The organism is Winogradskyella psychrotolerans (assembly GCF_018860565.1).
Classification (GTDB): domain Bacteria; phylum Bacteroidota; class Bacteroidia; order Flavobacteriales; family Flavobacteriaceae; genus Winogradskyella; species Winogradskyella damuponensis.
In genome coordinates, this window is sequence record NZ_JAHKPS010000009.1 from 205,325 (window position 1) to 231,749 (window position 26,425).

Genomic DNA, 26,425 nt, shown 5'->3' on the forward strand with positions numbered 1-26,425 from the left:
TCTAGGGAATGTAAATTATTCGCTTTATGTTTAATTCTTCATCAATAAAAAAAGTGACATTATAGCCTAAATAGCCATCACTATTTCCCATTGTTATAATAATTTCTTTATCGTAATAATACGCCTCAGTTAAATCGAAATTTGGTTCGTATAGGTCTTCAAAATAACGTTTATCAATTTCAACATGGTTATTACTTAAATCTAAATACATTTTTGAAATATAGTTATTCGGAATACCCTCAGTCCCTATAACATCATGATTATCAATTTGAGTAATATTTAAGCTATCACTATCGTAAGTAAGTTTGGCTTTGTTTTTTTCGAACTTAGATTTATGAAAAACAATTTCTATATTTTTAGTATATAAACTAATAGAATCAGAATATAATCTTTTAATAAATGGCTCATAATCGAAAGTGTAATCTAAATTAGCATCACTTTCTAAAAAATCGAAACCTACAATTGTATCTCTTGATTTTTCATCATCATAAAGTTTTATATGATAAAATCGCTCTTGTAATTCTTGGAGTTTTAATTTTTGTTTTTCGTCTTCTTTATTTAAAGTTTGATGCGTATCTGTTACAGTTTTATTTTCTATATCAATAATCTCTTCTTTTTTCTCTTTACAAGAAAAGCAAATTATAAAAACGATTAAGGACACTAAAACTCTCATATTATCCTTTCTCACCTTTCAACATTCTATCATTCCCATTCAAATCTTTGAGCAACTCAATCGCTTCAAAATTGGCATCTATTAATAACTGCTGCGTTTCTTCCCCAAGATATTGGTTAATTTCAAAATATAAGCTCCCTTTATCTTTTAACTTTTTAATCGCAAAATTGGTAATCGCTTTGTAAAATAACAACGGATTACCATCTTCTACAAACAGAGCCAAATGCGGTTCATTATCTAAAACGTTAGGCTTAATTTCTTCTTTTTCCAAGTTTCTTACATATGGTGGATTGGAAACAATGATATCAAAATTAGATTCCGCTTCAAATGCTAAATGACAAGTATCATCTAAAATACTAGCCTCAATAAAATTAATGTCAACCTTATTGATTTCTGCATTTTGTTTAGCAATCTTTAACGCTTCTTTACTCACATCCAAAGCATAAACTTTGGCATTAGGCAAGTTTTTAGCAAGAGCAATCGCTATACATCCCGATCCTGTTCCAATATCTAGGATTATCACAGGTTTATCAACTACAAGCGACGTCACAGAACGAATAATTAAATCCACTAACTCTTCTGTTTCTGGTCTCGGAATCAATACATTTTTATTCACCTTAAATGGTAATCCGAAGAATTCAGTTTCACCTAAGATATACTGAATAGGTTTTTGCTGTTTTAAATCCTCTAAAACTTTAAAAAACGTATCCGTTTCAGGTTTAGTGATTGCTAATCCTGGCTCTAAAGTCAACTGTATTCTTGGCACATTCAAATAATGTTCTGTGCATAAATAGAAAAAACTATCGACTTCATGCTTACCGTAAATAGCATCTAATTCAATATGAAATATATGTTGAAGTTCTTTTAAAACCATTATTTACAAATCTTTAAGCATCCAAACGGTACACGAATAATGCCCTGTATCTCCCATTGGTTTTTCAATAGACTTAAACCCCACTTTTTTATATAATTTACTAGCATCCTCCATATATGGTAAGGTTTCTAAATAGCATTGTTCAAAACCAGATTGCTTAGCAAAATCTAAACATGTATTCATCATTTCGCTTCCTAAACCTTTGCCTCTGACTTCTTGCATAAAATACATCTTTTGTAATTCGCACACATTACCTTCGTAATGATCTAAAGGCGAAATTCCTGCACCTCCAATGATATCGTTACCGCGTTCAACTACAAAATACGCTTTCTTAGACTGGCTGTACGTTTCTGTCATACAATCTAAGGCTGTATCTTCATAAGCTGTACCTACTTTTGGCACTCCCATTTCTATTAAAACACTCCGAATTGCTCTAGCAATTTTAGGATTGTCCTTGGCTTCAATTTCTCGAATAACAATAGTATCTTTACGCACTAAATTCTCTTTTTTAGACAAAACCAAAAATACATATAAAAACAATTTTATGTTTAAAAGACTCATAATGTTTTCCTTAATTTTTACATTACTTTTCAACTGCTCTTTTACAAAAAAACCAGAGTTTGTTAGACTAGAGGATTTTGAGGTTGTCGACTCCAATTCTAAAAACATAACGATTAGAGCGGAAGCTTTGTTTCTAAATAAAAATGATGTTGGCGGAACTTTAAAAACAGACGATCTTAAAGTCTATATTAACGAATTAGAATTGGCATCAGTAGTTTCAGAAGAATTCGATGTCCCTAAACGAGAGAAATTTACCATTCCGTTGACTATTAAGGTTGAAACCGATAGTTTTACAAATGACAAAAATCTCGGAAGCCTATTAGGCAGTTTAATTTTACAAAAGTTAAAAGTGCATATTAAAGGCGAAATTAAATATAAAATTATGGGGTATTCGTCAACATACTCTATAGATGAAATCCAAGATGTAAAAATAAAATTGTAATTGAAACAACACGAAATCTATATAAAACGCTGTTTACAAATTGCTAAAAACGGATTAGGAACCACCAGACCAAACCCGATGGTTGGTGCTGTTATTGTTTATAATGACCACATCATTGGAGAAGGCTTTACAAGCGAATATGGCTGTAATCATGCAGAAGTAAACGCCATAAACTCGGTAAAAGATAAAACGCTTTTATCAAAAAGCACTATTTACGTTACGCTAGAACCTTGTAGTCATTATGGAAAAACACCTCCTTGCAGTGACTTAATTATATCGCATCATATCCCTAATGTTGTCATTGGATGTATTGATGACAACCCCGAAGTTGCAGGAAAAGGTATAGCCAAATTAAAAGCTTCTGGCTGTAATGTTACTGTTGGTGTTTTAGAAAATGAATGCAAAATTCATCACAAGCGATTTTTTACATTTCATAACAAAAAGCGTCCTTATATTATATTGAAATGGGCCGAAACTGCCGATGGTTTTATTGCTCCTATCCAAAAAGACGAAAAAAAACCGGTATGGATCACAAACACATACTCGCGTCAACTCGTACATAAATGGCGAGTAGAAGAACAAGCTATTTTAGTAGGAACCAATACGGTTATAGAAGACAATCCGAATTTAACGGTTAGAGATTGGTCGGGCGAAAATCCTATTAGAGTGGTTTTGGACAAAACTTCAAAATTAAACTCAGACTACAACATTTTTAATGAAGACGCTAAAACCATAAGACTTACCAATAAAACTATTGATTTTGACAAACCGATAGCCACTCAAATTGCAAAATTGTTACATCAGCAAAGTATTAACTCTGTTATTATTGAAGGGGGAGCAACAACACTACAAACATTTATAGATGAACACCTTTGGGATGAAGCACGTATTTTTATAGGCAATTCCGAATTTAAGAACGGTACAAAAGCACCTAAACTTAAAGGGCAAACCATTCAGGAACATCATATTTTAAAAGACCAACTAAAAATAATGAGACCACATTCGTTTTAAGACGTAACATAATCTCTATACAATATTATATACAGCATGATTAAAACATTAATTTTCGATTTTGGAGATGTATTTATCAACCTTGACAAACAAGGTGCTATGAAAAATGCTTTAGACGTCTTCAATTTAGAAACTTTTGAAAACGATATGATTAGAACCAATGAATTATACGAAGTTGGAAAAATTTCTACTTCTGAATTTATTGCGTTTTACAAAACAAAGTTTCCAAACATTACTGAAAAACAACTTATTGATGCTTGGAATTTTATAATTAAAGAGTTTCCTAAGCACCGATTAGAATTCATTAAAACATTAGCAGAACAGAACAAATACAAACTTATATTATTGAGTAATACCAATGATATGCATATTGATTTCATAAAAGAAAATGTTTCATTTTATGAAGAGTTTAAAGCTTGTTTTGATGTCTTTTACTTGTCTCAAGAGATTCATCTTAGAAAGCCTAATAAGGCTATTTTTGAATTTGTTTTAAACGAAAACAAACTCGTAGCTAATGAATGTCTTTTTGTCGATGACACCAAAGACAATACAGATACTGCTGCCAACATGGGATTCCATATATGGAATATAGACGAAACTAAAGAAGATGTGGTAACACTTTTTGAAACTAAAAAAGCGCTCTTTTGATATATCTACTCATCAGTATCCTTTCTTCTACCGCTATTTTTGTAGTATTTAAACTCTTCAAAAAATATGAAGTTAATACCCTACAAGGTATTGTTGTTAATTATTTTACAGCATTCCTCTTAGGCTTTTTACTTTATAAGGGACAAATTGTACCTTCAGAAATCATTCAAACGGATTGGTTTATCGCTGCTATCATGCTCGGATTCTTATTTATCGCCATATTTAATGTTATGGCCTTAACCGCTCAGAAAAACGGTCTCTCCGTCGCTTCTGTTGCTAGTAAAATGAGCGTTATCATCCCTGTAGTCTTTGGTATTGTGGTGTTTAAGGAAAGTGTTGGTACTCAAAAAATATTAGGGATCATATTAGCTTTGGTTGCTGTTTATTTAACCTCTGTAAAACAAAAAGGAAATGTTGTACTAACCCAATCTATATATTTACCTGTTATCTTGTTTTTAGGATCTGGAATTATAGATACGTCAATAAATTATTTTGCTCCAGATGATAATATTCCTTTATTCTCGGCAACTATTTTTGCCATGGCAGCCCTCATTGGTGTTATCCTATTACTCGTAAGCCTTGCTCAATCTAAAAACAAACTTAAACTAATAAGTATTCCCTTTGGTATTGCCCTTGGTCTTGTTAATTACTGTTCTATTCACTTTTTACTTTTAGCATTAAGAGTAGAAAACACCGAAAGTTCAACCCTATTCACCATTAATCACATTGCTATTTTAGCACTCTCAACATTAATAGGACTAGTCTTATTTAAAGAAGATATTTCCAAGAAAAACTGGATTGGTATTATTTTAGCCTTAATTTCAATAGCATTAGTCACTTTAGCATAATGGAAAACGATTTATACAAAACAATAACAACTCCTGCTCAAGGCGAATTATTTAAAGACAAGAATAGTAAATTCTATGGTTTTGCTTTTCCTGTTACCACAGAAGAACAAGTAAAACAACATCTTGAAGACATAAAAAAAGAGCATTATGCCGCCAGACATTGGTGTTACGCTTACCAAATAGGAACAGAAGCTATTCAATACAGAGCTAATGACGACGGCGAACCTAACAATTCTGCAGGAATGCCAATTTACGGTCAGATACAATCTTTTGAAGTTACCAACATCCTAATTATAGTAGTAAGATATTATGGAGGTGTAAAACTTGGAGTTGGTGGTCTTATTAATGCTTACCGAACAGGTGCGCAATTAGCATTAGAAGCTTCAAAAATTGTAGAAAAAACAATTAATAAAAAATTTCAGCTCAAATTCGAATATAAAAACATGAGCAAAGTGATGCGAATTTTAAAAGAGAATGCTGTTGAAATTACAAATCAGACCTTAGAATTAAATTGTTTGTTAGAAATATCTGTCAGAAAAAGTCACAGTTCTAAACTATTTGAACTGTTCGATCAATTTTTCGGTGTAACTATCGATGAATTATAACGAATAATTTTGCAGTTTGTCTAAAAGATATTTTGGACATCGTGTAGGCCTATTCTTCTTCGTGTCAATAAATGCTAAAATTGTACTCCCGGTAGCCAATAAAACATCAGATTGGTTTCGCAATTCATATTCAAATTCTATGGTTGCGGTTGGCATCTTTTTAAGTGTTGTTTTTACTTTAAGCACATCATCATAACGTGCTGAATTTTTGTAATTTATAGACAATGAAACTACTGGCAACATAATCCCATCAGCCTCCATTCCGCTATAACTAAGTCCAAACTCACGTAACCACTCGGTTCTACCTACCTCAAAATATATAGCATAGTTCCCATGGTACACAACGCCCATCTGGTCTGTCTCGCCGTAGCGTACTCTTATTTTAGTTTCATTATAATTCATATATAAATCTTAGATTAAGAAAAAATATTGTAATTTTAAAAATCGTTTTAAACATGAGGAAAAAATTCTAAATATTCAAAACTATTTAATTTTTTTATTAAGAATTTTGTTCACATATTTGTCCTGTTGAAAACTACTAGAGAATCCTATTTTCTCTTTTTTTTTTGCTAATATAACTAACAACGAAAAATTTAACTTAACGCATGGAGAACACAGCGCAATCTGTATGGAGTAATTGTCTTGCTTTTATAAAAGATAATATCCAACCACAAGCCTATAAGACTTGGTTTGAACCTATAGATGCAGTGAAGCTTTCTGGTAACGCATTGAGCATCCAAGTTCCTAGCAAATTTTTCTACGAATGGTTAGAAGAACATTATGTAAAAATCTTAAAGGTTTCTCTAACTAAAGAGCTAGGTGAAGATGCCAAATTGGTTTACGTTATTAAAATGGAAAACACCTATGGCAATAAACAACCTTTCACTGAAAAGATTCCAAGTTCAAATAGGTCTGCTGTAAAATCGCAAGATGTAGATGTACCTTTTAATAATAAAAGTCCTGAATTAAGAAATCCGTTTATAATTCCTGGTATTAGAAATGTAAAGATTGAATCGCAACTTAATCCAAGTTACAGTTTTGAAAATTTCTTAGAAGGTGACTCTAACCGTTTAGCTAGAAACGCAGGTATTGCAGTCGCTAACAAACCAGGTGGCACCTCTTTTAACCCCCTATTAATTTTTGGCGGTGTTGGTTTAGGAAAAACACATTTAGCACATGCTATAGGTGTTGATATTAAAGATAAATATCCTGAAAAAACAGTTTTATATATTTCTGCTGAAAAATTCACGCAACAATACATAGATTCTGTAAAAAAGAACAATAGAAATGATTTTATTCACTTCTATCAAATTATAGATGTTTTAATTATTGACGACGTACAATTCCTTTCCGGAAAAACAGGCACGCAAGACGTCTTCTTCCATATTTTCAATCATTTACATCAAAACGGTAAGCAAGTTATTTTAACAAGTGATAAAGCTCCCGTAGATATGCAAGATATTGAACAACGCTTATTATCGCGTTTTAAATGGGGACTTTCAGCCGAGTTACAAACACCTGATTTTGAAACTAGAGTTTCAATTTTAAAGAATAAACTCTACAGAGATGGTGTTGAAATGCCAGAAGATATTATAGAATATGTTGCCAAACATATTAAAACTAACGTTAGAGAACTAGAAGGTGCCATTATTTCATTAATCGCTCAGTCTTCTTTCAACAAAAAAGAAATTACAATCAATCTTGCAAAAGATATTGTAGAGAAGTTTGTTAAGAATACTAAACGAGAAGTATCTATTGATTACATTCAGAAAGTAGTTTCCGATTATTTCCAAATGGATGTTAATACACTTCAATCAAAAACACGTAAACGTCATATTGTACAAGCGCGTCAGTTAGCTATGTTCTTTGCTAAAAAATACACCAAAGCTTCATTAGCTAGTATTGGCTCTCAAATAGGACAGCGTGACCACGCTACCGTACTACATGCTTGTAAAACTGTTGATAATTTATCGTCAACAGATAAGCAATTCAGAAAGTATGTTGAAGATTTATCTAAAAAATTAGCGCTTTAATTCGCTTTTAATATGACTAGTATCTTAATGGTATGCTTGGGGAATATTTGCCGTTCTCCATTAGCTCATGGTATTCTGCAATCTAAACTTCCAACAGACCTTTTTTATGTTGATTCTGCAGGGACTGCTGCCTACCACATAGGAAATACTCCTGACACACGCTCTATTGCTGTTGCAAAACAAAACGGCATAGACATTAGCACACAAAGCGCTAGACAGTTTAAAGTTTCCGACTTTGACCTGTTTGATTACATCTACGCCATGGATCAATCTAACTATACTGATATTATTAGCTTAGCGAGAAATGATATTGATATCAAAAAAGTAAAGCTCTTTCTCAATGCTAATGCCGCTATTAAAAATAAGAATATGCCAGACCCTTATTATGGAGATAAAAGTGATTTTGAATACGTTTTTAAGCTCGCTAATGAGACTTGTGACATAATTGCAAAGACTTTAAAACACTAATACACACAATATTGCTTATTGCAAAAGTCTTTTTTTGTAAATTAGTACCTAATCCCATTAACAAATTAAGATGAAATCATTAATAGTTCTAGTTTTCTTAGTATTTACAACTATTCCTTTTTCCAATGCTCAAGAACTAAATTTAGAACTCTTTGCTTCAAATTTAGATCGCCCTATTAGCATTAAACATGCAGGCGACAACAAACTATATGTTGTAGAACAAGATGGTTATATAAAAATAATTAATGCTGATGGTACAATTCAAAGTGCTCCATTTTTAGACATTGATAGTATTGTCATAAACACAGGAAACGAAAGAGGTCTCTTAGGCTTAGCCTTTCATCCAGACTACACTACCAATGGTTACTTTTTTGTTAACTATATTAACAACTCAGGGAATACTGTAATTTCAAGATTTTCAAGAGACGCTACAAATCCCTTATTAGCAGATGCTTCTTCAGAGCTTATTATTCTAACTTACGACCAACCTTATAGCAATCATAATGGAGGAGATATGGCTTTTGCTAGTGATGGTTTTTTATATATTGCTTCAGGTGATGGCGGCCTATACGATGACCCACAAAACAACTCACAAAACACATTAACCTTACTAGGTAATATTTTAAGACTAGATATTAATTCTATCACAGCAACACAAAATTATAGCATTCCATCAAGCAACCCTTTTATAGGAGATCCTGATGTTAGGGATGAAATTTTTGCTTATGGCCTAAGAAATCCATGGAAATTTTCTTTTGATCGTCAAACCAATGATTTATGGATTGCTGATGTTGGACAAAGTGGTTATGAAGAAATTAATATGGTTTCTGCAGCAGAAGCTGCAACAGGCCTTAATTACGGCTGGAGATGCTACGAAGGCAATGGCCCATACATTACAGATGATTGCTCAGATTCAAGTGCATACACCTTTCCTATAGAAGGCTATAGCCATTCTGGTGATGGCCTTTTTAAATGTTCTATTACCGGAGGTTATAGGTACAGAGGCACCAATTACCCTAACTTTAATGGTTTGTACTTCTTTGCTGATTATTGTAGTCAAGAAATTGGCTACTTATTTTACAATGAAACAACAGAGGCTTGGGACAAAAACCTAAGTCTATTCAATGGTAATTGGTCTACTTTTGGAGAAGATATTAACGGAGAACTTTATATTGCAGATATATCAAGTGGTAATATCTACAAACTAATTGATACGAGCTTAAGTATTAATGACGATATATCTTCTAATATTTCTATTTATCCTAATCCAACAAAAGGCATATTTAACATCAATTTTGGCCCAAATAACAATACAGACATTTCAAATCAAATTACGATTTATAATTTACAAGGTAAAGAAGTAAAAGTAATTCAAAGAAATACAGAAACGATTCAAACAATAAATACATCTCAACTCTCTATTGGTATTTATGTTTTAAAAATTAAGAATCAAAAAGGAAATCAAAGCACACATAAACTGGTTATACACTAATGAACAATCCCAAAGGAAAATTATACCTTATACCTACACGACTAGGTGATAATCCGCCACTCGAAGTTTTACCCATCTCTATTAAAAAAATAATTGAGCACCTCGATTATTATATTGTTGAAAATGAAAAAACAGCTCGTCGTTTTATAAAGCGTGTCTCGCCTAGTAAATCGCAACCTTCATTAAAGCTTCAAGTATTAAATAAATACACAACTGAGGCCGAACGTAATACATATTTAAACGCATGTCTAGAAGGAAACTCTATTGGTTTGATATCTGAAGCAGGCTGTCCTGCTATTGCAGACCCAGGAGCTGACATTGTAAGTTTAGCACATCAAATGGATATAACAGTTGTTCCTCTTGTTGGACCATCTTCTATTCTACTCGCTTTAATGGGTTCTGGCATGAACGGCCAAAGTTTTACTTTTAACGGTTATTTACCCATTGACAAAAGCGAACGAAAAGCGAAATTAAAAACTTTAGAGCGTTTATCTTCAGAACACAATCAAGCTCAAATCTTTATTGAAACTCCTTATAGAAATATGAAAATGCTTGAAGATTTAGCTAATACGCTACATCCAAATACAAGAATTTGTGTGGCATGCGATTTAACCTTACCAACTGAGTTTATCAAAACAAAAATAGCAAAAGACTGGAAACATAATAAAGAGGATTTACATAAGAGACCAGCAATCTTTATTATTCAGAAAGACTAAGAGCTTACTATTAATAAAAAACTATAAGGTAACCTTAGCTTTCTTATCAGGCTTAATCATAGACGTATCATAACCCGAAAACTTTTTCATATAATACCTAACAGAAGAGCCATAAGCGTCCGAAAGATTATTACCTCCATGACTACGCAAAAACTTTTTTACATTTCCAGGACCAGCTAAATGTGCCGCTGCTAAAATTCCAGACTCGGTTACTTTTATTCCCGAAATATGCTGCCCTTCAAAACGTTTAATGTCTTTTCTAAGCACCCACTTATTACGCTCTGCATTGGCAATAAACGCTTTTTCTTGCAATTCTGGATTGTATAAAAATTGATTTGGAGTATAAATTCCTATCAATTTTAAAGTCTCAGATCCAAACTGATATTTACCCAAATACCCTAAAGTATTCACCGTAAAATAGTTTCCTCGAGACTCTTTAAATGCCAAAGCCTCTTTAAATCCTTCAAAAGATTTTCCTAAATGTGGAGTAAAGATGCTATGCTCAATAAATTGGTCTTGATTAGCCATAGCTAATTCCTCAGAAATATTATAATTAAGCTCTAATCCTTCTGTAGAATATATTTCAGGATCAAGAGATGAATCAGGATATAATGCTAACGCACTAAATACACAGATTGTAAATGGTATTACAAAACTCTTAACGCTATTTTTAGTCATAACAGCTAAATTTTTACTGTAAAAAAGTTTCCCCAAACCGTCTTACAAAATTCGCGTGCAAATATACAACAATTTTACAACAACTGAAAATCAACCGATTAAGTGTAAAAAACTCACTTTAAAAGTATATATAATGCCATTTTATACCTCTTTTATCATTGAGTTCTAAAGTAGGAAACGGGACTTTTATAACGTTAAAAACGTCGAAAATGGTTTTTAAAAAGTTAGAATTTGTCTTAATTCTAGTTAAATCCACATCTAAACTAAGGTAATATTGACGCGTTCTATTCTGATCTGTGAACAAAGCATCATTTGCTTCTCCTGTTAACATACCTTCTGCCCCATACCCAAAAGCCAAATTCAACCAATCAGGAATAGTTTCTGTTTTTAAAAACGAATTAAGATTAACACTTAGCCAATAGGTTTGACCATTATAATCTTTTAGAAACTCTTCAGAAAGTCCACTACCTAACTTACTTGGACGTTGTTTTGCAAACTTAGTTCTATGAAAGGAGTATTTTAATACTATACGTTGTTCTGCCCAAAGTAATTCTTGTCCCATATGTAATCCGGTTCCCGCTGTATTAGCGGCCATATCGGTCCACGAAAAGCCCCATTCTTTTGAAAAACCATCCATTACTTCTATTGCTGTTAAAAACCCTAAACCTAAGGTTGCCCCATAAAGCATCCGATCTTTTTTACCAACTCCAGCCCAGTCTAAAGTATTAAATCCAAACCTTCCTAATTGATAGGATGAAAACACATGGCCCATTTTATCCATCTGTAACCACTCTCCACTATCATTTAAAGTCTTAAAATTAGAACGCGGATAATCTGCATACCACAATTGATTAAGCCCAATTAATGTCGCTGAAGCCAATGCCGTTTGTGTTATAACAACGGTATTGCGTCGTAATACATTAAGTGAATCACTAGGCTTTAAAAAAGTATTAAATTTAGATTGAGAAAAAAGCGAGTTACCTAATAATAAAAAAACTATGATATAAACATAAGCGCGCTTCACCTTATTTATTAATACCTTGAGAGGATAAATACTGATGATATGCTCTTGCATTATTGTTATGCTGCCCTAAAGTTTTAGCAAACTTATGATATCCCAAACGTTTGGCATCTGCAGCAAAATACAAATAACTATGCTTTTCCGGATTTAATACAGCTTTTATAGCTGATAAATCTGGCATAGCAATTAATCCTGGTGGTAAACCTGTATTTTTATAAGTATTATAAGGCGAAACAATATCTTTATGCACATTTAAAACACGTCTAATGATTGTATTTTTATACTGAGGCAATTGATAAGCTGCAAATTTTAAAGTAGGATCGGCCTGTAAAGGCATACCTATTCGTAATCTATTGAGATACACTCCTGCAACTCTAGGCTGTTCATCGGCTTGTTTTGATTCTTCATGAACAATAGACGCTAAGGTTATAACTTCATTAGGAGTTAAATTTAATTTTTTAGCTTGTGCTTTTCTGGTATCTGTCCAAAATCGGTTGTACTCCGTTAACATTCTATCTCTAAAAGTTTCTGCAGATGTATTCCAGAAAAATTCATAACTATTAGGCAAATACATACCTAAGGCTGTTGCCTTATTAAAACCATTCTCAGCTAAAAAAGTATCGTCTGACATTGCTTTTAATAACGACAAACTATCTGCTTCAATTTGTTTACTTACTCTACTTGCTAAATCTGCTAAACTATGCTGATTATTAAACGCAATTTTAATTGGTAGGTTCTTACTTCGTATGGAATTAATAATGTCATTATTATTCATTCCCTTAGAAATAGCAAAACGACCAGCTTTAATATTTGTACTGTATTTTTTCTGCTTTGCTAAAGCGTCAAACGTATTTATATTATCTAAAAGTGGTTCTAATTGAGAACGTACTTCAGCATATGTTGAATTCGTAGGCACATAAATATATGCGGTTTCATTTTCAAACTTTGTGTTAGACGAAAACATCGCGCTATAAAAATAATAGGCAACTGCTCCACAAATTACTAAACCGATAAGCGCAACAGCCCAAAGTATTTTTTTAATGTACATAGTTAATCTTTAATTCGTTGTAATATATATTCGTTCGTGTAGGTTTCGCCATCAAAACTCCAATCTTTTTTTAATCCTATTATTTCAAAGCCATTACCTTTAAACAACTTTAAACTGGCAGAATTACTTTCGGAAATATTAGCATAAACCTGATGCAAATGTAATGTCTGAAAACAATAATTCACCAATAAACTTAGTGCTTCTTTACCATAACCAAGGTTTCGGTTTTTTTCATTTTGAATAAGAATGCCAATACCAGCACGTTTGTTTTTTATATCAAAATCAAACACATCTATTAAACCAATCGTTTTGTTTTTCGTATTACAAATGGCTAACCTTAGTTGCTTAGCTTCAAAGATATCTTGCTGGGCATTTTCGAGATATTGTTTGATTAAAAATCTAGAGTACGGCGTTTGTGTATCGCTTAAATACCACAATGACGTATCGTTTTCAATGCTATAAACAAACTCTAAATCTTCAGGTTCTAAAGCTCTTAAATAGATATGCTCTCCTTGCAAACTTACCATTTTATCTCTCCTTTAAAAACTTGCTCTGCTGGTCCTACTAACCAAATATTCTTATAACCTTTATCGTTACTATTAAAAGTAACGTTAAGCTCTCCACCTTCTGTCTTTAAACTAATGTTTTCACTTTTAGTTTTACCAGATTTGTGCATTGCTAAAGCAACTGCGGTTACTCCTGTGCCACAAGATAATGTTTCATCTTCTACGCCGCGTTCGTATGTTCTAACCGCAAAATTATCGTCTGATAATTGCTCTACAAAATTCACATTACTCCCCTCTTTGTTATAAGGCTGTCCGTATCTAATTTTTGAACCATTCGCTTTTACTTCAAAATTGGCTAAACCTGAAACCATTTCTACATGATGCGGAGAACCTGTATCTAAAAATTGATGATTATCAAAGGATTTAATTTCAGAAACATCTTGCATTTGAAGATAAACCATTCCATTTTCAATCTTTGCCTTGTGTAATCCGTCAATAGCGACAAATGTTGTTTCGTTCTTTATGATACCTAAAAAATTTGCAAAAGCAACAATACATCGGCCGCCATTACCACACATAGTACTTTCATTGCCGTCTGCATTGTAATAAACCATTTTAAAATCAGTGTTATCATCATTCTCTAAAAGAATATATCCGTCTGCTCCTATGCCAAAACGTCGATGACATAGACGTGCTATGCGTTTGGTATCATTTTTGTTTATTGTTTGTAAACGGTTATCTACAATTACAAAATCGTTTCCCGTGCCCTGATATTTATAAAATGTCATATTCATAATTAAGGGCAAATATAAGAATATTAGACGTTAAAAACAGTTGTTAAACACGCGTTAAAATTGGCGTTAAAAAGTCGTTAAATTAAAAATTGAAATCAATAATTATCTAATTTTAATCGTTAGTTAAAATGAAATAGTAATATTTAAATTTAAAAAAAATGAAGAAGATCCTAACATTAGTCTTTGTTTCTGCTCTTGGAGGTTTATTAACCTTAGGAGGATACAAATTTTTTATTGAAAACGAAACACAGCCATTAGCCGTTGAGCAGTCATCTGACCTTCCTGTCTTTGTACCTACAAATAATACTATAACGAGTAGTACTGCCACTGCTCCAGATTTTGTAACAGCGGTAGAAAAATCATTAGATGCTGTTGTACACGTTAAGAATACTGCTATTATAAATGCACCTATCTCTATGCGTGATTTATTTTATGGTCGTAGCTCGCAACGTGCGCAAGTTGGTACGGGAAGTGGTGTCATAATTTCACCAACGGGTTATATTATTACAAATAACCACGTTATAAAAAATGCCAACGAAATCAGTATTACTTTAAATGATAATAAAACTTATGATGCTGAATTGATTGGCACAGACGAATCTACTGATATTGCTTTATTAAAAATAGAAACAGAAAAAGAATTACCATTTATGGCTTTTGGAGATTCTGATAATGCCAAAATAGGAGAATGGGTGTTAGCTGTTGGAAATCCGTTTAACTTAAATTCTACAGTAACTGCAGGGATTATTAGTGCTAAATCGAGAGATTTAACAGGCCAACATCAGCAATCGTTCATACAAACCGATGCTGCTGTAAATCCAGGAAACTCTGGAGGTGCTTTAGTTAACACCAATGGAGATTTAATAGGAATTAACACTGCTATTTCTTCACAAACAGGCTCTTATATAGGATACTCTTTTGCCGTTCCAAGCAATATTGCTCGAAAAATAGTAAATGATATCATGGAATATGGAAATGTACAGAACGGTATTCTTGGTGTCTCCATACTAAACAAAAATTCTCGAGAAGCTATTGAGAACAAGTTAAATGAAATTGAAGGTGTATATATAAGTGAGGTACAAGAAGACACCGGAGCCGAAAAAGCGGGCATTAAACCTGGAGATATCATAAAGAAAATTGATAATATTTACATCCATAAATTTGCAGATTTAACAGGCTATTTAAAAACCAAAAATCCTGATGACACTGTTAATGTGACATTATTAAGAGATGGAGATGAAAAAACGCTTCCAGTAACATTACTAAAACCAACAACAACTGTCGTTGAAAAAATAGGATTTGTAAAAAATGCCTCTAAAAAAGATTTAAAAAACTTCAACACAGATTATGGAGTGAAAATTTCGAAATTTGCAGATGAAAACTATAAGGCTGGTTGGAATCGTGTAGGTGTTGAAGAAGGTTGTATCGTTACAAAAATTAACGGTGAAAAATTATATTCCGTTGATGATGCTCAAAAAGCATTAAGAACTAGAAATCCTAGAGAACCTCTTCAAATTGAAATCATCAATAAACAAGGAGAGAAAATCATTCATAGTTTTAGATAAAACACACCTATAAATAGACTTAATTAACCCTTCAAAGTAATATTCTTTGAAGGGTTTTTATTTTCGTCAAAAAGCATTACGAAAACGTTTGAAATATGTATTTTTGCACAAAATTTAATTTTATTAAACCAAAAACAAATGGGTTTTAACGACACTTACGAAAAAGAGTTAGCATTTCAAGCAGATCGTCGCAGAGCAACGGTTGAATTTATTAAAATTGTAAGCGACTTATGGTACGACAAGTCTATTGAACTTGTGTTATTTAGAAATCAATTAATCGATAGAAATGTGAGCGAAATTTTAAACTTGCACGAATATGCAGGGGAATTTGTTCAAAAACCTATTTCTATTTTCGATTCTGTTGAAATTGCACAAGCGATTAAAACTTTAGATCTGCCACCAGCAAAGCTAGATATAGGCAAACTAACTTACGAATTTCATTTAGAAGATCAAAAATATAGTAACGCTACTGCTTTTGTCGCTTCTAAATTAGATAATGCTAAAGAAAATGAAGGCATAAAGCCAAAAGATGTTGTGCTTTATGGATTTGGTAGAATTGGTCGATTAGTAGCACGTGAGTTAATGACTCGTACAGGTAAAGGTAACCAATTAAGATTAAGAGCAATTGTTACTAGAGGAGCTATAAACGAAACGGTTTTAGAAAAACGTGCATCATTATTAAGAAATGACTCTGTACATGGTGATTTTTCTGGACTAGTAAGCACCGATGTTAAAAATTCTGCCCTAATTATTAATGGTACTACTGTAAAAATCATCTCAGCTAATGCACCAGAAGATATTGATTATACAGCATACGGAATTGACAATGCTCTAATTATTGATAATACAGGAGCATTTAGAGATAAAGAAGCCTTAAGCAGACACTTAAAAGCTAAAGGTGTTGATAAAGTATTATTAACTGCACCAGGAAAAGGAATTCCTAACATAGTACATGGAGTTAATCATAAAGAGTACAATCCTGATGAAGTTAATATTTTCTCAGCAGCATCATGTACAACAAATGCTATTACACCAATATTAAAAGCTGTTGAAGATTCTTTTGGAGTAAAAACCGGACATTTAGAAACGATTCACGCCTATACAAACGATCAAAACTTAGTAGATAATTTCCATAGTAAATACAGACGCGGACGTGCAGCTGCTTTAAATATGGTAATTACAGAAACTGGAGCAGGAAAAGCCGTTAGTAAAGCATTACCATCTTTAGAAGGAAAACTAACCTCTAATGCTATTAGAGTTCCTGTACCAAACGGATCATTAGCTATTCTAAGCTTAGAATTAGAAAACAAAACTTCTGTTGAAAGTATGAATTCTATCATGAAGAAGTATGCACTTGAAGGTGATTTAGTTGAACAAATTAAATACGAAATGAGTGACGAGTTAGTCTCTAGCGATATCGTTGGTAGTTCTGCTCCTTCTATATATGATAGCAAAGCTACTATCGTAAGAGCTGATGGAAAAAATGCAATACTATATATATGGTACGATAACGAATATGGCTATAGCCACCAGGTAATTCGTTTAGCTAAATATATTTCTAAAGTAAGACGTTATGCTTATTATTAGACTTATTTTAAAAAATTAATAACTCATAAAATCTTGTCTTTTAGGCAAGATTTTTTGTTAGTTATTAATTTGAATAATCCTCCTATATTAAACATCTAAAACAGCGTTTTTACCGTATATAAAATGCCTTACTATATTGTGAGGCTAATTGTTTAGTAATTCTTTATGAAATCTTTATAAAATTATTATCTTGGCAATCAATTAATCTAACCAAAATTAAAATTACAACTAAGATGAAATTCTTAACCAAACTTTCTGTAATTCTACTAGTTACAATGAGTTTACAATCTGTAAACGCACAAAAGAGCAATGAAGAAGCAGAAGACAAATTGTCCTTAAATAGTGGCAATATTGACAGCCAGTTTGAATATGTATTTAAAAAATCTGGTAATTTCAAAGGTACAGATGGACAGCGTTATGAAGCTGTAAAATTTTCTTCTCTTCTTACTTTAAAAAATAATGTTCTCGATTCTTTAAAAACAACCTATTCTAAATTAGAAAGTTCTGAAAAAGTTGTTGAAAACCAAGCCAATGAAATTGAAGAACTAAAAACAAAACTTGCCAATACGCTGTCGAGCTTAGAACAAACAGACTCTGAAAAAAATAATATGGCATTATTAGGCATGCAAACTAGTAAAACCAATTACAATGTTATCATGTGGTCTATTATTGCTGGTTTATTAGCATTTTTATTATTCTTTATCTATAAATTTAAAGGCAGTAATTCTGCAACACGTGATGCTAAACACAAATTAGACGAAGTAGAAACAGAATTTGAAGAACATAGACGAAATGCTTTAGAACGTGAGCAAAAAGTAAGACGTCAATTACAAGACGAATTGAATAAGCAAAAGGCTTAAATTAAAGTGCTGCAAACACTTAATTAAAAATACTTAACACCATAAAAATCCGTAATTTTAATTGCGGATTTTTTTTATCCTAAACTATAGAAACTAACCACTCTCTTTTCATTTAGGATTATCCCTATTGACTGTAATTCAATTTCTATTTAGAAACTAAAAATAGGATTAAATCCTTCTGTATCATTTTTAGAAAATCACCATTAGAAATAAAAAAAACATCGCAATTAAACATACCTTTGCAACTTATTTGAACATATTATGCGCATAGATATTATAACCGTATTACCAGAACTTTTAAAAAGTCCGTTTGAAGCCTCTATCTTAAAACGTGCCATTGAAGCCGGTTTAGTAGAAGTCCACTTTCATAATTTAAGAGATTATGCTACAGGTGGCTATAAATCTGTAGACGACACACAGTTTGGAGGAGGAGCAGGAATGGTAATGTCCATAGCACCTATTGATAAGTGTATTTCTAAATTACAGCAAGAACGTACTTACGATGAAATTATTTATATGACACCAGATGGGGAGCAGCTTAACCAAAGTATTGCTAACCAAACCTCTTTAAAAGAAAACATTATTATTTTGTGTGGACATTATAAGGGAGTGGACCAACGCGTACGTGATAAATTTATCACTCGTGAAATATCTATTGGAGATTATGTATTGTCAGGTGGCGAATTAGGTGCAGCTGTATTATGCGATGCTGTAATCCGATTAATTCCTGGAGTTTTAGGTAATGAAACCTCTGCCCTAACCGACTCTTTTCAAGATAATTTATTAGCACCACCTATTTATACTAAGCCTAGAGAATATGATGGCATGAAAGTTCCAGAAGTATTATTTAGCGGTAATTTCAAGGAAATTGAAAAATGGAGAGAGGAACAAGCTTATAAAAGAACTAAAGAAAGACGACCAGATTTACTTAAAGACTAAGCACATTACCTATGAATAGTTCTACAGAAATTCTCTTTTATACTGGTCAAATCATTAGTGCGTTATCAACTTTTATAATATTAATTGCTAGCATAATTCTCTTTATAAAAAAACGTACCCTAGCGACTTGGTTAATATTAATTGGTAGTGTACTAGTTATACTAACTTCTGTTACTAGTTTGGTTATCCGTGTTTTTGCGAGTGCAGAAAGTGTAGGCACCTTATTATTAACACAAGGGATTTCAATTATAATTCAAAATGTATCTTATTTAATATTTTCAGTTGGTTTAATCATTTTAGTTGTATCGGAATTTTCAAAAAAATAAATTGTAAAATAAGCTCAGGACAACTTCTAACGGGAGACAAAAAATAAAACAACAAAGCATTGTAAATAAGCAAAAAAGTAGTACTTTTGCAAACCAATTTAGACCAACCTCTGGCGAGAATCGTGAATGTTGCTTTAAATCAACTATTATAAATAAAATAAAATGGATTTAGTAAAATTTGTACAAGACGAATTTGTAACCCGTAAAGACTTTCCAGAATTTAGTGCCGGTGATACCATCACAGTATACTACGAAATTAGAGAAGGTGAAAAAGTGCGTACGCAGTTTTTTAGAGGTGTTGTATTACAGCGTAAAGGAAGTGGATCTTCTGAAACATTTACCATCCGTAAAATGTCAGGAACAATTGGTGTAGAGCGTATCTTCCCAATTAACTTACCTGCTTTACAAAAAGTAGAAGTTAACAAACGTGGTAAAGTACGTAGAGCTAGAATTTTCTACTTTAGAGGCCTTACTGGTAAGAAAGCAAGAATCAAAGAAGTTAGAAGATAATTCAAACTTATATATTACAATTAAAAGCCTTCTCTTTAAGAAGGCTTTTTTTGTTATTAACATTTGTTAATAATATGAGTTCATAAACTGTTGATATCTAAAATGTTAAAACCTCATAGATATCAAAAATATTTCACTAAATTTGTAAAACAATTAACGACAAAACTAAGTATGGTTTTGAATTGTGTTAATGCGTATTAAAGATTTGTTCTTTATATATTGAGGTTGTTTTTTGAGGTTGTATAGCAACTTGTGTAAAACAAGTGTTTGCAAAGCAATCAAGAAGCTTTACTAATATAACACACTATTGTAGGTTATATTAGTAAAGTGAAAAGCTCCGAAGAAGTACTGGGATCGAAAGTGAACACGAAAAGGACGAGCAATGTTTTAGTCTTAATATTTATTAAAGTTGAAGGTATTAAGAAAACATCAAGAAAAACAAGCCTAAGAAACAAAGTAATATCAGGTCAATACATTTTGAAAGGTATGAAATGTTTCGAATTGAAACAGTAACTCTTAAACCGAAAAAGGTGATGGCATTGGTCTATCAACTGAGTTAGCAAAAACTAAATAGGTTATGTTAGTACTGTTTCTAAGAAAGCCATGTCAGCACAGATTTCTCTGAGTGATATGGCTTTTTGTTTTAGTAAAGTTAACAGCCTTACCTACATTTATAGAGTCCAGACTAGAGTCTAATTTAATAACAAACCACACTAGACTGTGGCAAATACATTTCTTTTCGTATTCTTGCGACATGGATCAACCACTAACAGAAAACCACAATTTCAAAAACAAAGATTATACCACTAGCAATCTTTTTAAAACAGAATATACAGACTGTACGTTTACCAATTGTAATTTTGAAAATTCAGACCTTTCAAACATTAGCTTTTTAGAATGTGATTTTTTAGATTGTAATTTCAGCAATGCTAATGTAATGCACACATCTTTTAATGATGTTACTTTTAAAGGCTGTAAAATCTTAGGTGTTATATTTCAAAATTGCAACCTCTTTCTACTGTCTTTCAAGTTTATAGATTGTACGCTTAATTTAAGTAGTTTTTATCAATTAAAAATCAGTAAAACCAATTTTTTAAAATGTACAATGCATCAAGTAGATTTTACAGAAGCTGAGGCCAAATATGTGGTTTTTAAAGATTGTGATTTATTAGGAGCTACCTTCTACAGAACCAACATTGAATATTCTGATTTTACTTCTGCATTTAATTTCAATATTAATCCTGCATTTAATAAAATTAAAAACGCCTCATTTTCAAAAGAAAACATTTATGGCTTATTAGAAAGCTTTCACATCAAGATAATAGAATAAATTCAAGGTTTTAGCTATTAAATTATCAATATCACAAAATTTGATCTTGTTTAGTATAAATCATATACCTATTAAAATCAAACGTTTTCGTATATTCGCATTTCTCAATTTCGAGGAGAAATTTATTCAATTTATTTTCAAGACTTATGACAAAAACAGCAAAGATTGTTTACACAAAAACAGATGAAGCACCAGCTTTAGCAACACGTTCATTCTTACCAATTGTTCAAGCATTTACAAAGTCTTCAGGCATAACCATAGAAACAAAAGATATATCTTTAGCCGCTAGAATATTAGCCGCTTTTCCAGATTTTTTAACTGAAGATCAAAAAGTATCTGATGCATTAGCAGAATTAGGCGAGTTGGTAAAAAAACCAGAAGCTAACATTATAAAATTACCAAATATTAGTGCATCTATACCACAACTTACTGCTGCTATTGAAGAACTTCAAAACAAAGGTTTTAAACTTCCTGATTACCCAGAAGAACCACAAAATGACGCAGAAAAAGACATCAAATTACGTTACGACAAGATAAAAGGAAGTGCCGTAAACCCAATACTTAGAGAAGGAAATTCTGATAGACGCGCACCTAAAGCGGTAAAAAACTATGCTAAGAAAAATCCGCATAGTATGGGAGCATGGTCTTCAGATTCTAAAACACATGTCGCAACAATGTCTAAAGGAGATTTTGCGCACAATGAAAAATCTGTAACACTTGCAGATGCAACTACAGTAAAAATTGTACATACAGATACAAAAGGCAACCAAACCAATCTAAAAGACAATTTAGGCTTACTAAAAGGCGAAATTATTGACGCTACAGTAATGAGCAAAAAAGCCTTAATCGAGTTTTTAGAAGAGCAAGTAGAAGATGCCTTAGATAACAGTGTATTGTTTTCATTACATATGAAAGCAACAATGATGAAGGTTTCTGACCCAATCATTTTTGGTCATGCTGTACGTGTATTCTTTAAAGATTTATTTGAAAAGCATGGACAAACATTTGATAAAATAGGTGTTGATGTAAATAATGGTTTTGGAAATTTACTTGAAAAATTAGGCGATCTTCCAGAAGATAAACGCGACGAAATAAGAGAAGATATTCGTTTTGCTTTAGACCATAGTGCTGATTTAGCAATGGTAAATTCAGATAGAGGCATAACCAATCTTCACGTACCAAGTGATGTTATTATCGATGCTTCAATGCCAGCAATGATTAGAACTTCTGGGCAAATGTGGAATGCAGAAGGGAAGCAACAAGATACAAAAGCTGTTATACCAGATAGTAGTTATGCTGGTGTTTACAGTGCAACTATTGATTTTTGCAAAAAACATGGTGCTTTTGATCCTACAACTATGGGAACAGTTCCTAATGTTGGTCTTATGGCTCAAAAAGCAGAAGAATATGGTTCTCATGATAAAACTTTCGAAATAACATCTAAAGGAAAAGTAGATGTTATTGACGCTAATGGTAATGTATTATTAAGTCATAAAGTTGAAGAAGGTGATATCTGGAGAATGTGCCAAGCAAAAGATGCTCCAATCCAAGATTGGGTAAAATTAGCTGTAACTAGAGCAAGAGCTTCACAAACACCTGCCGTTTTTTGGTTAGATAAGAAAAGAGCACACGATGCTGAATTAATTAAAAAAGTTAACACCTATTTAAAAGACCATGATACTGAAGGTTTAGATATTAGAATTTTATCTTTAGAAGATGCTACTAATTTTACATTAAAACGCATTAAAGAAGGAAAAGATACCATCTCAGTAACAGGAAACGTGTTAAGAGATTATTTAACAGATTTATTCCCAATTTTAGAAGTTGGAACAAGTGCAAAAATGCTATCTATTGTTCCTTTAATGAATGGTGGTGGTTTATTTGAAACTGGAGCTGGCGGATCTGCACCAAAGCATGTTCAGCAATTTTTAGAAGAAAACCATTTACGTTGGGATTCTTTAGGAGAATTTTTAGCATTAGCAGTTTCATTAGAGCATTTTTCAGAAGTAAATAACAACAAAAAAGCACATATTTTAGGTGAAACTTTAGATGATGCTTCAGATAAGTTATTAGAAAACAAAAAAGGACCTTCTAGGAAAGTAAATCAATTAGACAATAGAGGAAGTCATTTTTACTTGGCATTGTATTGGGCTGAAGCTTTAGCAAACCAAGATAAAGATGCCGATTTAAAAGCTGAGTTTACAACCATTTTCAATGCATTATCGTCAAATGAAGAGACTATTGTAAAAGAGCTAATCGATTGTCAAGGAGAACCTGTAAATATTGAAGGTTATTACCTTCCTAATGAAGATAAGATTTCAGATGCTATGCGTCCAAGCAAAGCACTAAATTCAATTTTAAATTCATAATCACATTAGATTAATGTTATGTTAAAAAGCTTCTTTCGAGAAGCTTTTTTTTATTCATTTAATTTACTTTTAATGTAACAACTTTAGAGGTTATTCGTTTTAATTAAAATATGTCATCAATCAAAATAACAATTAACATAAAACATGAAACTACTTCTTAGAGGGATTATACTCTCGTTATTACTGAGTGCTTTCTCTCTTCAAGCACAAGAAAAATTTACCTTAAGTGGAAAAGTAACTGATATTCTCAGTAATGAAACCCTAATTGGTGTTAACATCATAATTCCAGAGTTACAAACCGGAAGTGTTACCAATGAATATGGCTTCTACTCTATTACATTACCTGAAGGATCCTATAGTATACAAATAAGTTATTTGGGGTTTAAAACCATTTCAGAAACAATAACATTAACCAACAATCTTACTAAAAACTATCAACTCGAAGAGGCTGCAGAAAGTTTAGACGAAGTCATATTAACTGATGACATTGAAAGACTAAACATCAAAAAACCACAAATGAGTGTAAATTCGTTATCCATAAAAACGATTAAAAATATGCCAGTGGTTTTGGGTGAAGTTGATGTGATAAAATCGATTACGCTATTGCCAGGAGTAACTAATTCTGGTGAAGGCTCTTCTGGTTTTAATGTTAGAGGTGGCGCGGCAGACCAGAATTTGATACTTTTAGATGAAGCTACTATTTTTAATTCCTCACATCTTTTTGGTTTCTTCTCTGTTTTTAATCCTGATGCCATAAAAGATCTTAAACTATATAAAGGTGGAATTCCTGCAAAATATGGAGGACGTGTTTCTTCTGTTTTAGATATTTATCAAAAAGAAGGTAATAGTAAAGAATTTCATGTTAATGGTGGTATTGGTTTAATTTCTAGTAGGCTTTTAGCAGAAGGGCCTATTAAAAAAGATAAAGGTTCTTTTTTACTTGGTGGTCGTAGTAGTTACGCCCACTTATTTTTACCCCTTTTTGATATAGACAGTAAAGCGTATTTCTACGATTTAAACACAAAATTAAGTTACAATATAAACAACAATAACAATATTTACTTATCGGGTTATTTTGGCAGAGATGTCTTTAAAATTTCTGATACTTTTGAAAACACATTTGGAAACACAGTGCTTAATTTTAGATGGAATCATTTGTTTTCTGATAAATTATTTTCCAACCTTTCCTTAATCTATTCAGACTATTACTACGGATTAACATTAAACTTTGTAGAATTTGATTGGGAATCTGGCATTAAAAATTTCAATTTAAAATATGATTTTAAACATTATATAAGTAATGACTTTAAACTCGAGTATGGATTAAACACCATGTATTACACATTTAATCCAGGAGAAATTACCCCAACGACTGAAACTTCCGGAATTAATCCTTATAAGCTAATTGATAAATTTGCTTTTGAAAATGCTATATATATTGATGCCGAACATAAATTAAGCGACAAACTTTCGGTAAGCTACGGAGCAAGATTAAGTATGTTTCATCGCTTAGGACAAGACGAATTAAATATTTACGAAAACAATAATCCTTTAACTTTTAATGAAGCTATTGGCATCTACCAAAAAACAGAGCCTATTGGAACTGAAACCTTTAATAAAAGTGATGTTATTGAATCGTTTGCAAATATAGAACCTCGAATTGCTGTCGCTTATCAGCTTAACGATAACGCTTCTGTAAAAGCAAGTTACAACAGAATGAGTCAATATTTACACTTATTATCTAATACAAGCTCACCTACTCCGTTAGATATTTGGACTCCAAGTGGCAAATATGTAAAACCTCAGCTCTTAGATCAAGTTGCTATTGGTTATTTTAAAACGTTTAAAAACAACGTATTCTCTCTAGAGGTTGAAAGCTTTTATAAAACTATTAAAAATCGCATCGATTATGTAGATGGTGCCGATTTAATAGCCAATGATGCTATTGAGCAAATCATTTTAAATGGAGAAGCAAGAGCCTATGGCTTAGAAGTCCTTTTAAGAAAAAATGAAGGTCGTTTTACAGGTTGGTTAGCTTATACACTTTCTAAATCTGAACAGAGAACTCCTGGTAAAACAGCAGCAGAAACTGGAATTAATAACGGAGAATGGTACAATACAGCTTACGATAAAACACATGATATATCTTTAACAGGAAGTTACGAACTCAATAAAAAATGGTCTTTTAGTTCTAACTTTATATTTCAAACCGGTCAGCCTACCACCTATCCAAACGGGCAATATGAATATAACGGATTGGTTATTCCTAATTATGAAGCGAGAAACTCAAGCAGATTACCGTCTTATCATCGCTTAGACATATCAGCTACTTACAATCCAAAACCAGAAAGTATCAAAAAATTTAAAGGCGAATGGGTTTTTGGAGTTTATAATATCTACGGCCGTAAAAACGCAGCAAGTATCTCTTTTAGAGAAAATAGAAATACAGGTGTTAATGAAGCTGTACGATTAGCCATTTTTGGTATAGTGCCTTCCGTTTCTTATAATTTTAAATTTTAAA

The 26,425-nt window shown here is 32.2% G+C and carries 27 protein-coding genes; 18 read left to right on the forward strand and 9 right to left on the reverse strand.

All coding sequences use genetic code 11. The features are described 5' to 3' along the window. Position 1 precedes the first annotated feature (1 nt). From KO504_RS03440 to KO504_RS03450, 3 genes are read right to left on the reverse strand one after another with little or no spacing between them, the layout of a single operon-like run. Positions 2–688 (reverse strand): hypothetical protein, encoded by a 687-nt coding sequence (locus tag KO504_RS03440; RefSeq protein ID WP_215924926.1) that lies wholly within the window; start codon positions 686–688, stop codon positions 2–4. Further along, on the reverse strand, positions 675–1,547 hold the full coding sequence (gene prmC, locus KO504_RS03445) for a peptide chain release factor N(5)-glutamine methyltransferase (protein ID WP_215924927.1): 873 nt from the start codon (positions 1,545–1,547) through the stop codon (positions 675–677). Before prmC ends, KO504_RS03440 begins: the two co-directional genes overlap by 14 nt. A 3-nt stretch (positions 1,548–1,550) precedes the next feature. Further along, positions 1,551–2,108 carry a GNAT family N-acetyltransferase gene (locus KO504_RS03450; protein ID WP_215924928.1) on the reverse strand — a complete coding sequence of 186 codons (558 nt, stop codon included), beginning with the start codon at positions 2,106–2,108 and terminating at the stop codon, positions 1,551–1,553. Position 2,109: 1 nt separating this feature from the next. Between KO504_RS03450 and KO504_RS03455 the strand changes: the two genes are divergently transcribed. Genes KO504_RS03455 through KO504_RS03475 form a run of 5 tightly spaced genes read left to right on the forward strand, consistent with a single transcriptional unit; the run spans position 2,110 to position 5,662 of the window. Continuing rightward, entirely contained in the window at positions 2,110–2,550 is a 441-nt protein-coding gene (locus KO504_RS03455; protein ID WP_252723611.1) for a hypothetical protein, read from the forward strand. Further along, positions 2,551–3,561, forward strand: coding sequence for a bifunctional diaminohydroxyphosphoribosylaminopyrimidine deaminase/5-amino-6-(5-phosphoribosylamino)uracil reductase RibD (ribD, locus tag KO504_RS03460; RefSeq protein WP_215924930.1), 1,011 nt, complete (start codon positions 2,551–2,553; stop codon positions 3,559–3,561). 36 nt (positions 3,562–3,597) lie between these two features. Beyond that, positions 3,598–4,209, forward strand: a complete 612-nt coding sequence (locus KO504_RS03465; protein WP_215924931.1) for an HAD-IA family hydrolase — start codon at positions 3,598–3,600, stop codon at positions 4,207–4,209. Then, positions 4,206–5,057, forward strand: coding sequence for a DMT family transporter (locus KO504_RS03470; protein ID WP_215924932.1), 852 nt, complete (start codon positions 4,206–4,208; stop codon positions 5,055–5,057). Before KO504_RS03465 ends, KO504_RS03470 begins: the two co-directional genes overlap by 4 nt. Further along, complete coding sequence (locus KO504_RS03475) at positions 5,057–5,662, forward strand: IMPACT family protein (RefSeq protein ID WP_215924933.1); 606 nt, start codon at positions 5,057–5,059, stop codon at positions 5,660–5,662. The genes KO504_RS03470 and KO504_RS03475 overlap by 1 nt, the downstream gene beginning before the upstream one ends. Here KO504_RS03475 and KO504_RS03480 read toward each other — a convergent pair. Next, positions 5,657–6,064, reverse strand: coding sequence for an acyl-CoA thioesterase (locus tag KO504_RS03480; protein WP_215924934.1), 408 nt, complete (start codon positions 6,062–6,064; stop codon positions 5,657–5,659). The two genes, KO504_RS03475 and KO504_RS03480, sit on opposite strands and share 6 nt — an antisense overlap. Positions 6,065–6,267: 203 nt before the next feature. Here KO504_RS03480 and dnaA point away from each other — a divergent pair, with 203 nt between their 5' ends. The 4 genes from dnaA to KO504_RS03500 all read left to right on the forward strand — a co-directional run bounded on the left by dnaA (position 6,268) and on the right by KO504_RS03500 (position 10,371). Beyond that, positions 6,268–7,695 (forward strand): chromosomal replication initiator protein DnaA, encoded by a 1,428-nt coding sequence (dnaA, locus tag KO504_RS03485; protein ID WP_215924935.1) that lies wholly within the window; start codon positions 6,268–6,270, stop codon positions 7,693–7,695. A gap of 12 nt (positions 7,696–7,707) precedes the next feature. Continuing rightward, positions 7,708–8,163 carry a low molecular weight protein-tyrosine-phosphatase gene (locus KO504_RS03490; protein ID WP_215924936.1) on the forward strand — a complete coding sequence of 152 codons (456 nt, stop codon included), beginning with the start codon at positions 7,708–7,710 and terminating at the stop codon, positions 8,161–8,163. Positions 8,164–8,233: 70 nt separating this feature from the next. Further along, the gene (locus tag KO504_RS03495) at positions 8,234–9,655 is read left to right on the forward strand and encodes a PQQ-dependent sugar dehydrogenase (RefSeq protein ID WP_215924937.1); all 1,422 of its coding nucleotides are present in this window, start codon (positions 8,234–8,236) and stop codon (positions 9,653–9,655) included. Beyond that, positions 9,655–10,371 (forward strand): SAM-dependent methyltransferase, encoded by a 717-nt coding sequence (locus KO504_RS03500; protein WP_215924938.1) that lies wholly within the window; start codon positions 9,655–9,657, stop codon positions 10,369–10,371. The genes KO504_RS03495 and KO504_RS03500 overlap by 1 nt, the downstream gene beginning before the upstream one ends. Positions 10,372–10,392: 21 nt before the next feature. Here the strand turns inward: KO504_RS03500 and KO504_RS03505 are convergent, their stop codons facing one another. The 5 genes from KO504_RS03505 to dapF form a co-directional block, all read right to left on the reverse strand. Continuing rightward, positions 10,393–11,049: a peptidoglycan-binding protein LysM gene (locus KO504_RS03505; RefSeq protein ID WP_215924939.1), complete on the reverse strand. Its 657-nt coding sequence runs from the start codon at positions 11,047–11,049 to the stop codon at positions 10,393–10,395. 118 nt (positions 11,050–11,167) lie between these two features. Continuing rightward, positions 11,168–12,073 carry a DUF2279 domain-containing protein gene (locus tag KO504_RS03510; protein WP_354667379.1) on the reverse strand — a complete coding sequence of 302 codons (906 nt, stop codon included), beginning with the start codon at positions 12,071–12,073 and terminating at the stop codon, positions 11,168–11,170. 1 nt (position 12,074) lies between these two features. After that, on the reverse strand, positions 12,075–13,118 hold the full coding sequence (gene mltG, locus KO504_RS03515) for an endolytic transglycosylase MltG (protein ID WP_215924941.1): 1,044 nt from the start codon (positions 13,116–13,118) through the stop codon (positions 12,075–12,077). A gap of 2 nt (positions 13,119–13,120) precedes the next feature. Further along, entirely contained in the window at positions 13,121–13,645 is a 525-nt protein-coding gene (locus KO504_RS03520) for a GNAT family N-acetyltransferase (protein ID WP_215924942.1), read from the reverse strand. Next, positions 13,639–14,418, reverse strand: a complete 780-nt coding sequence (gene dapF, locus KO504_RS03525; RefSeq protein WP_215924943.1) for a diaminopimelate epimerase — start codon at positions 14,416–14,418, stop codon at positions 13,639–13,641. Before dapF ends, KO504_RS03520 begins: the two co-directional genes overlap by 7 nt. Before the next feature lie 158 nt (positions 14,419–14,576). On the opposite strand from dapF, the gene KO504_RS03530 reads away from it, so the two are divergent. From KO504_RS03530 to KO504_RS03570, 9 genes are all read left to right on the forward strand, one after another. Then, on the forward strand, positions 14,577–15,983 hold the full coding sequence (locus KO504_RS03530; RefSeq protein WP_215924944.1) for a S1C family serine protease: 1,407 nt from the start codon (positions 14,577–14,579) through the stop codon (positions 15,981–15,983). A 138-nt stretch (positions 15,984–16,121) separates the two neighbouring features. Continuing rightward, the gene (locus KO504_RS03535) at positions 16,122–17,570 is read left to right on the forward strand and encodes a glyceraldehyde-3-phosphate dehydrogenase (RefSeq protein ID WP_215924945.1); all 1,449 of its coding nucleotides are present in this window, start codon (positions 16,122–16,124) and stop codon (positions 17,568–17,570) included. Positions 17,571–17,803: 233 nt separating this feature from the next. Beyond that, positions 17,804–18,430: a tRNA (guanine-N1)-methyltransferase gene (locus tag KO504_RS03540; RefSeq protein ID WP_215924946.1), complete on the forward strand. Its 627-nt coding sequence runs from the start codon at positions 17,804–17,806 to the stop codon at positions 18,428–18,430. 261 nt (positions 18,431–18,691) lie between these two features. Further along, the gene (gene trmD / locus KO504_RS03545) at positions 18,692–19,369 is read left to right on the forward strand and encodes a tRNA (guanosine(37)-N1)-methyltransferase TrmD (RefSeq protein WP_215924947.1); all 678 of its coding nucleotides are present in this window, start codon (positions 18,692–18,694) and stop codon (positions 19,367–19,369) included. A gap of 11 nt (positions 19,370–19,380) precedes the next feature. Further along, complete coding sequence (locus KO504_RS03550; protein ID WP_215924948.1) at positions 19,381–19,695, forward strand: hypothetical protein; 315 nt, start codon at positions 19,381–19,383, stop codon at positions 19,693–19,695. Between the two features lie 162 nt (positions 19,696–19,857). Further along, on the forward strand, positions 19,858–20,205 hold the full coding sequence (gene rplS, locus KO504_RS03555) for a 50S ribosomal protein L19 (protein ID WP_215924949.1): 348 nt from the start codon (positions 19,858–19,860) through the stop codon (positions 20,203–20,205). Between the two features lie 754 nt (positions 20,206–20,959). Continuing rightward, positions 20,960–21,535, forward strand: a complete 576-nt coding sequence (locus tag KO504_RS03560) for a pentapeptide repeat-containing protein (RefSeq protein ID WP_215924950.1) — start codon at positions 20,960–20,962, stop codon at positions 21,533–21,535. Positions 21,536–21,681: 146 nt separating this feature from the next. Next, positions 21,682–23,904, forward strand: coding sequence for an NADP-dependent isocitrate dehydrogenase (locus KO504_RS03565; RefSeq protein ID WP_215924951.1), 2,223 nt, complete (start codon positions 21,682–21,684; stop codon positions 23,902–23,904). A gap of 144 nt (positions 23,905–24,048) precedes the next feature. Then, positions 24,049–26,424, forward strand: a complete 2,376-nt coding sequence (locus KO504_RS03570; protein WP_215924952.1) for a TonB-dependent receptor — start codon at positions 24,049–24,051, stop codon at positions 26,422–26,424. Position 26,425: the final 1 nt, after the last annotated feature.

What these genes read in the sequence shown, in the direction of transcription:
- KO504_RS03480 (WP_215924934.1), bottom strand. Translation starts at nt 6,064, where the DNA reads ATGAATTATAATGAAACTAAAATAAGAGTACGCTACGGCGAGACAGAC.
- KO504_RS03520 (WP_215924942.1), bottom strand. Translation starts at nt 13,645, where the DNA reads ATGGTAAGTTTGCAAGGAGAGCATATCTATTTAAGAGCTTTAGAACCT.
- rplS (WP_215924949.1), top strand. Translation starts at nt 19,858, where the DNA reads ATGGATTTAGTAAAATTTGTACAAGACGAATTTGTAACCCGTAAAGAC.
- KO504_RS03465 (WP_215924931.1), top strand. Translation starts at nt 3,598, where the DNA reads ATGATTAAAACATTAATTTTCGATTTTGGAGATGTATTTATCAACCTT.
- KO504_RS03535 (WP_215924945.1), top strand. Translation starts at nt 16,122, where the DNA reads ATGGGTTTTAACGACACTTACGAAAAAGAGTTAGCATTTCAAGCAGAT.
- KO504_RS03495 (WP_215924937.1), top strand. Translation starts at nt 8,234, where the DNA reads ATGAAATCATTAATAGTTCTAGTTTTCTTAGTATTTACAACTATTCCT.
- trmD (WP_215924947.1), top strand. Translation starts at nt 18,692, where the DNA reads ATGCGCATAGATATTATAACCGTATTACCAGAACTTTTAAAAAGTCCG.
- prmC (WP_215924927.1), bottom strand. Translation starts at nt 1,547, where the DNA reads ATGGTTTTAAAAGAACTTCAACATATATTTCATATTGAATTAGATGCT.
- KO504_RS03500 (WP_215924938.1), top strand. Translation starts at nt 9,655, where the DNA reads ATGAACAATCCCAAAGGAAAATTATACCTTATACCTACACGACTAGGT.
- dnaA (WP_215924935.1), top strand. Translation starts at nt 6,268, where the DNA reads ATGGAGAACACAGCGCAATCTGTATGGAGTAATTGTCTTGCTTTTATA.
- KO504_RS03530 (WP_215924944.1), top strand. Translation starts at nt 14,577, where the DNA reads ATGAAGAAGATCCTAACATTAGTCTTTGTTTCTGCTCTTGGAGGTTTA.
- KO504_RS03565 (WP_215924951.1), top strand. Translation starts at nt 21,682, where the DNA reads ATGACAAAAACAGCAAAGATTGTTTACACAAAAACAGATGAAGCACCA.
- KO504_RS03450 (WP_215924928.1), bottom strand. Translation starts at nt 2,108, where the DNA reads ATGAGTCTTTTAAACATAAAATTGTTTTTATATGTATTTTTGGTTTTG.
- KO504_RS03505 (WP_215924939.1), bottom strand. Translation starts at nt 11,049, where the DNA reads ATGACTAAAAATAGCGTTAAGAGTTTTGTAATACCATTTACAATCTGT.
- KO504_RS03540 (WP_215924946.1), top strand. Translation starts at nt 17,804, where the DNA reads ATGAAATTCTTAACCAAACTTTCTGTAATTCTACTAGTTACAATGAGT.
- KO504_RS03490 (WP_215924936.1), top strand. Translation starts at nt 7,708, where the DNA reads ATGACTAGTATCTTAATGGTATGCTTGGGGAATATTTGCCGTTCTCCA.
- dapF (WP_215924943.1), bottom strand. Translation starts at nt 14,418, where the DNA reads ATGAATATGACATTTTATAAATATCAGGGCACGGGAAACGATTTTGTA.
- KO504_RS03550 (WP_215924948.1), top strand. Translation starts at nt 19,381, where the DNA reads ATGAATAGTTCTACAGAAATTCTCTTTTATACTGGTCAAATCATTAGT.
- KO504_RS03475 (WP_215924933.1), top strand. Translation starts at nt 5,057, where the DNA reads ATGGAAAACGATTTATACAAAACAATAACAACTCCTGCTCAAGGCGAA.
- mltG (WP_215924941.1), bottom strand. Translation starts at nt 13,118, where the DNA reads ATGTACATTAAAAAAATACTTTGGGCTGTTGCGCTTATCGGTTTAGTA.
- KO504_RS03455 (WP_252723611.1), top strand. Translation starts at nt 2,110, where the DNA reads ATGTTTTCCTTAATTTTTACATTACTTTTCAACTGCTCTTTTACAAAA.
- KO504_RS03570 (WP_215924952.1), top strand. Translation starts at nt 24,049, where the DNA reads ATGAAACTACTTCTTAGAGGGATTATACTCTCGTTATTACTGAGTGCT.
- KO504_RS03560 (WP_215924950.1), top strand. Translation starts at nt 20,960, where the DNA reads ATGGATCAACCACTAACAGAAAACCACAATTTCAAAAACAAAGATTAT.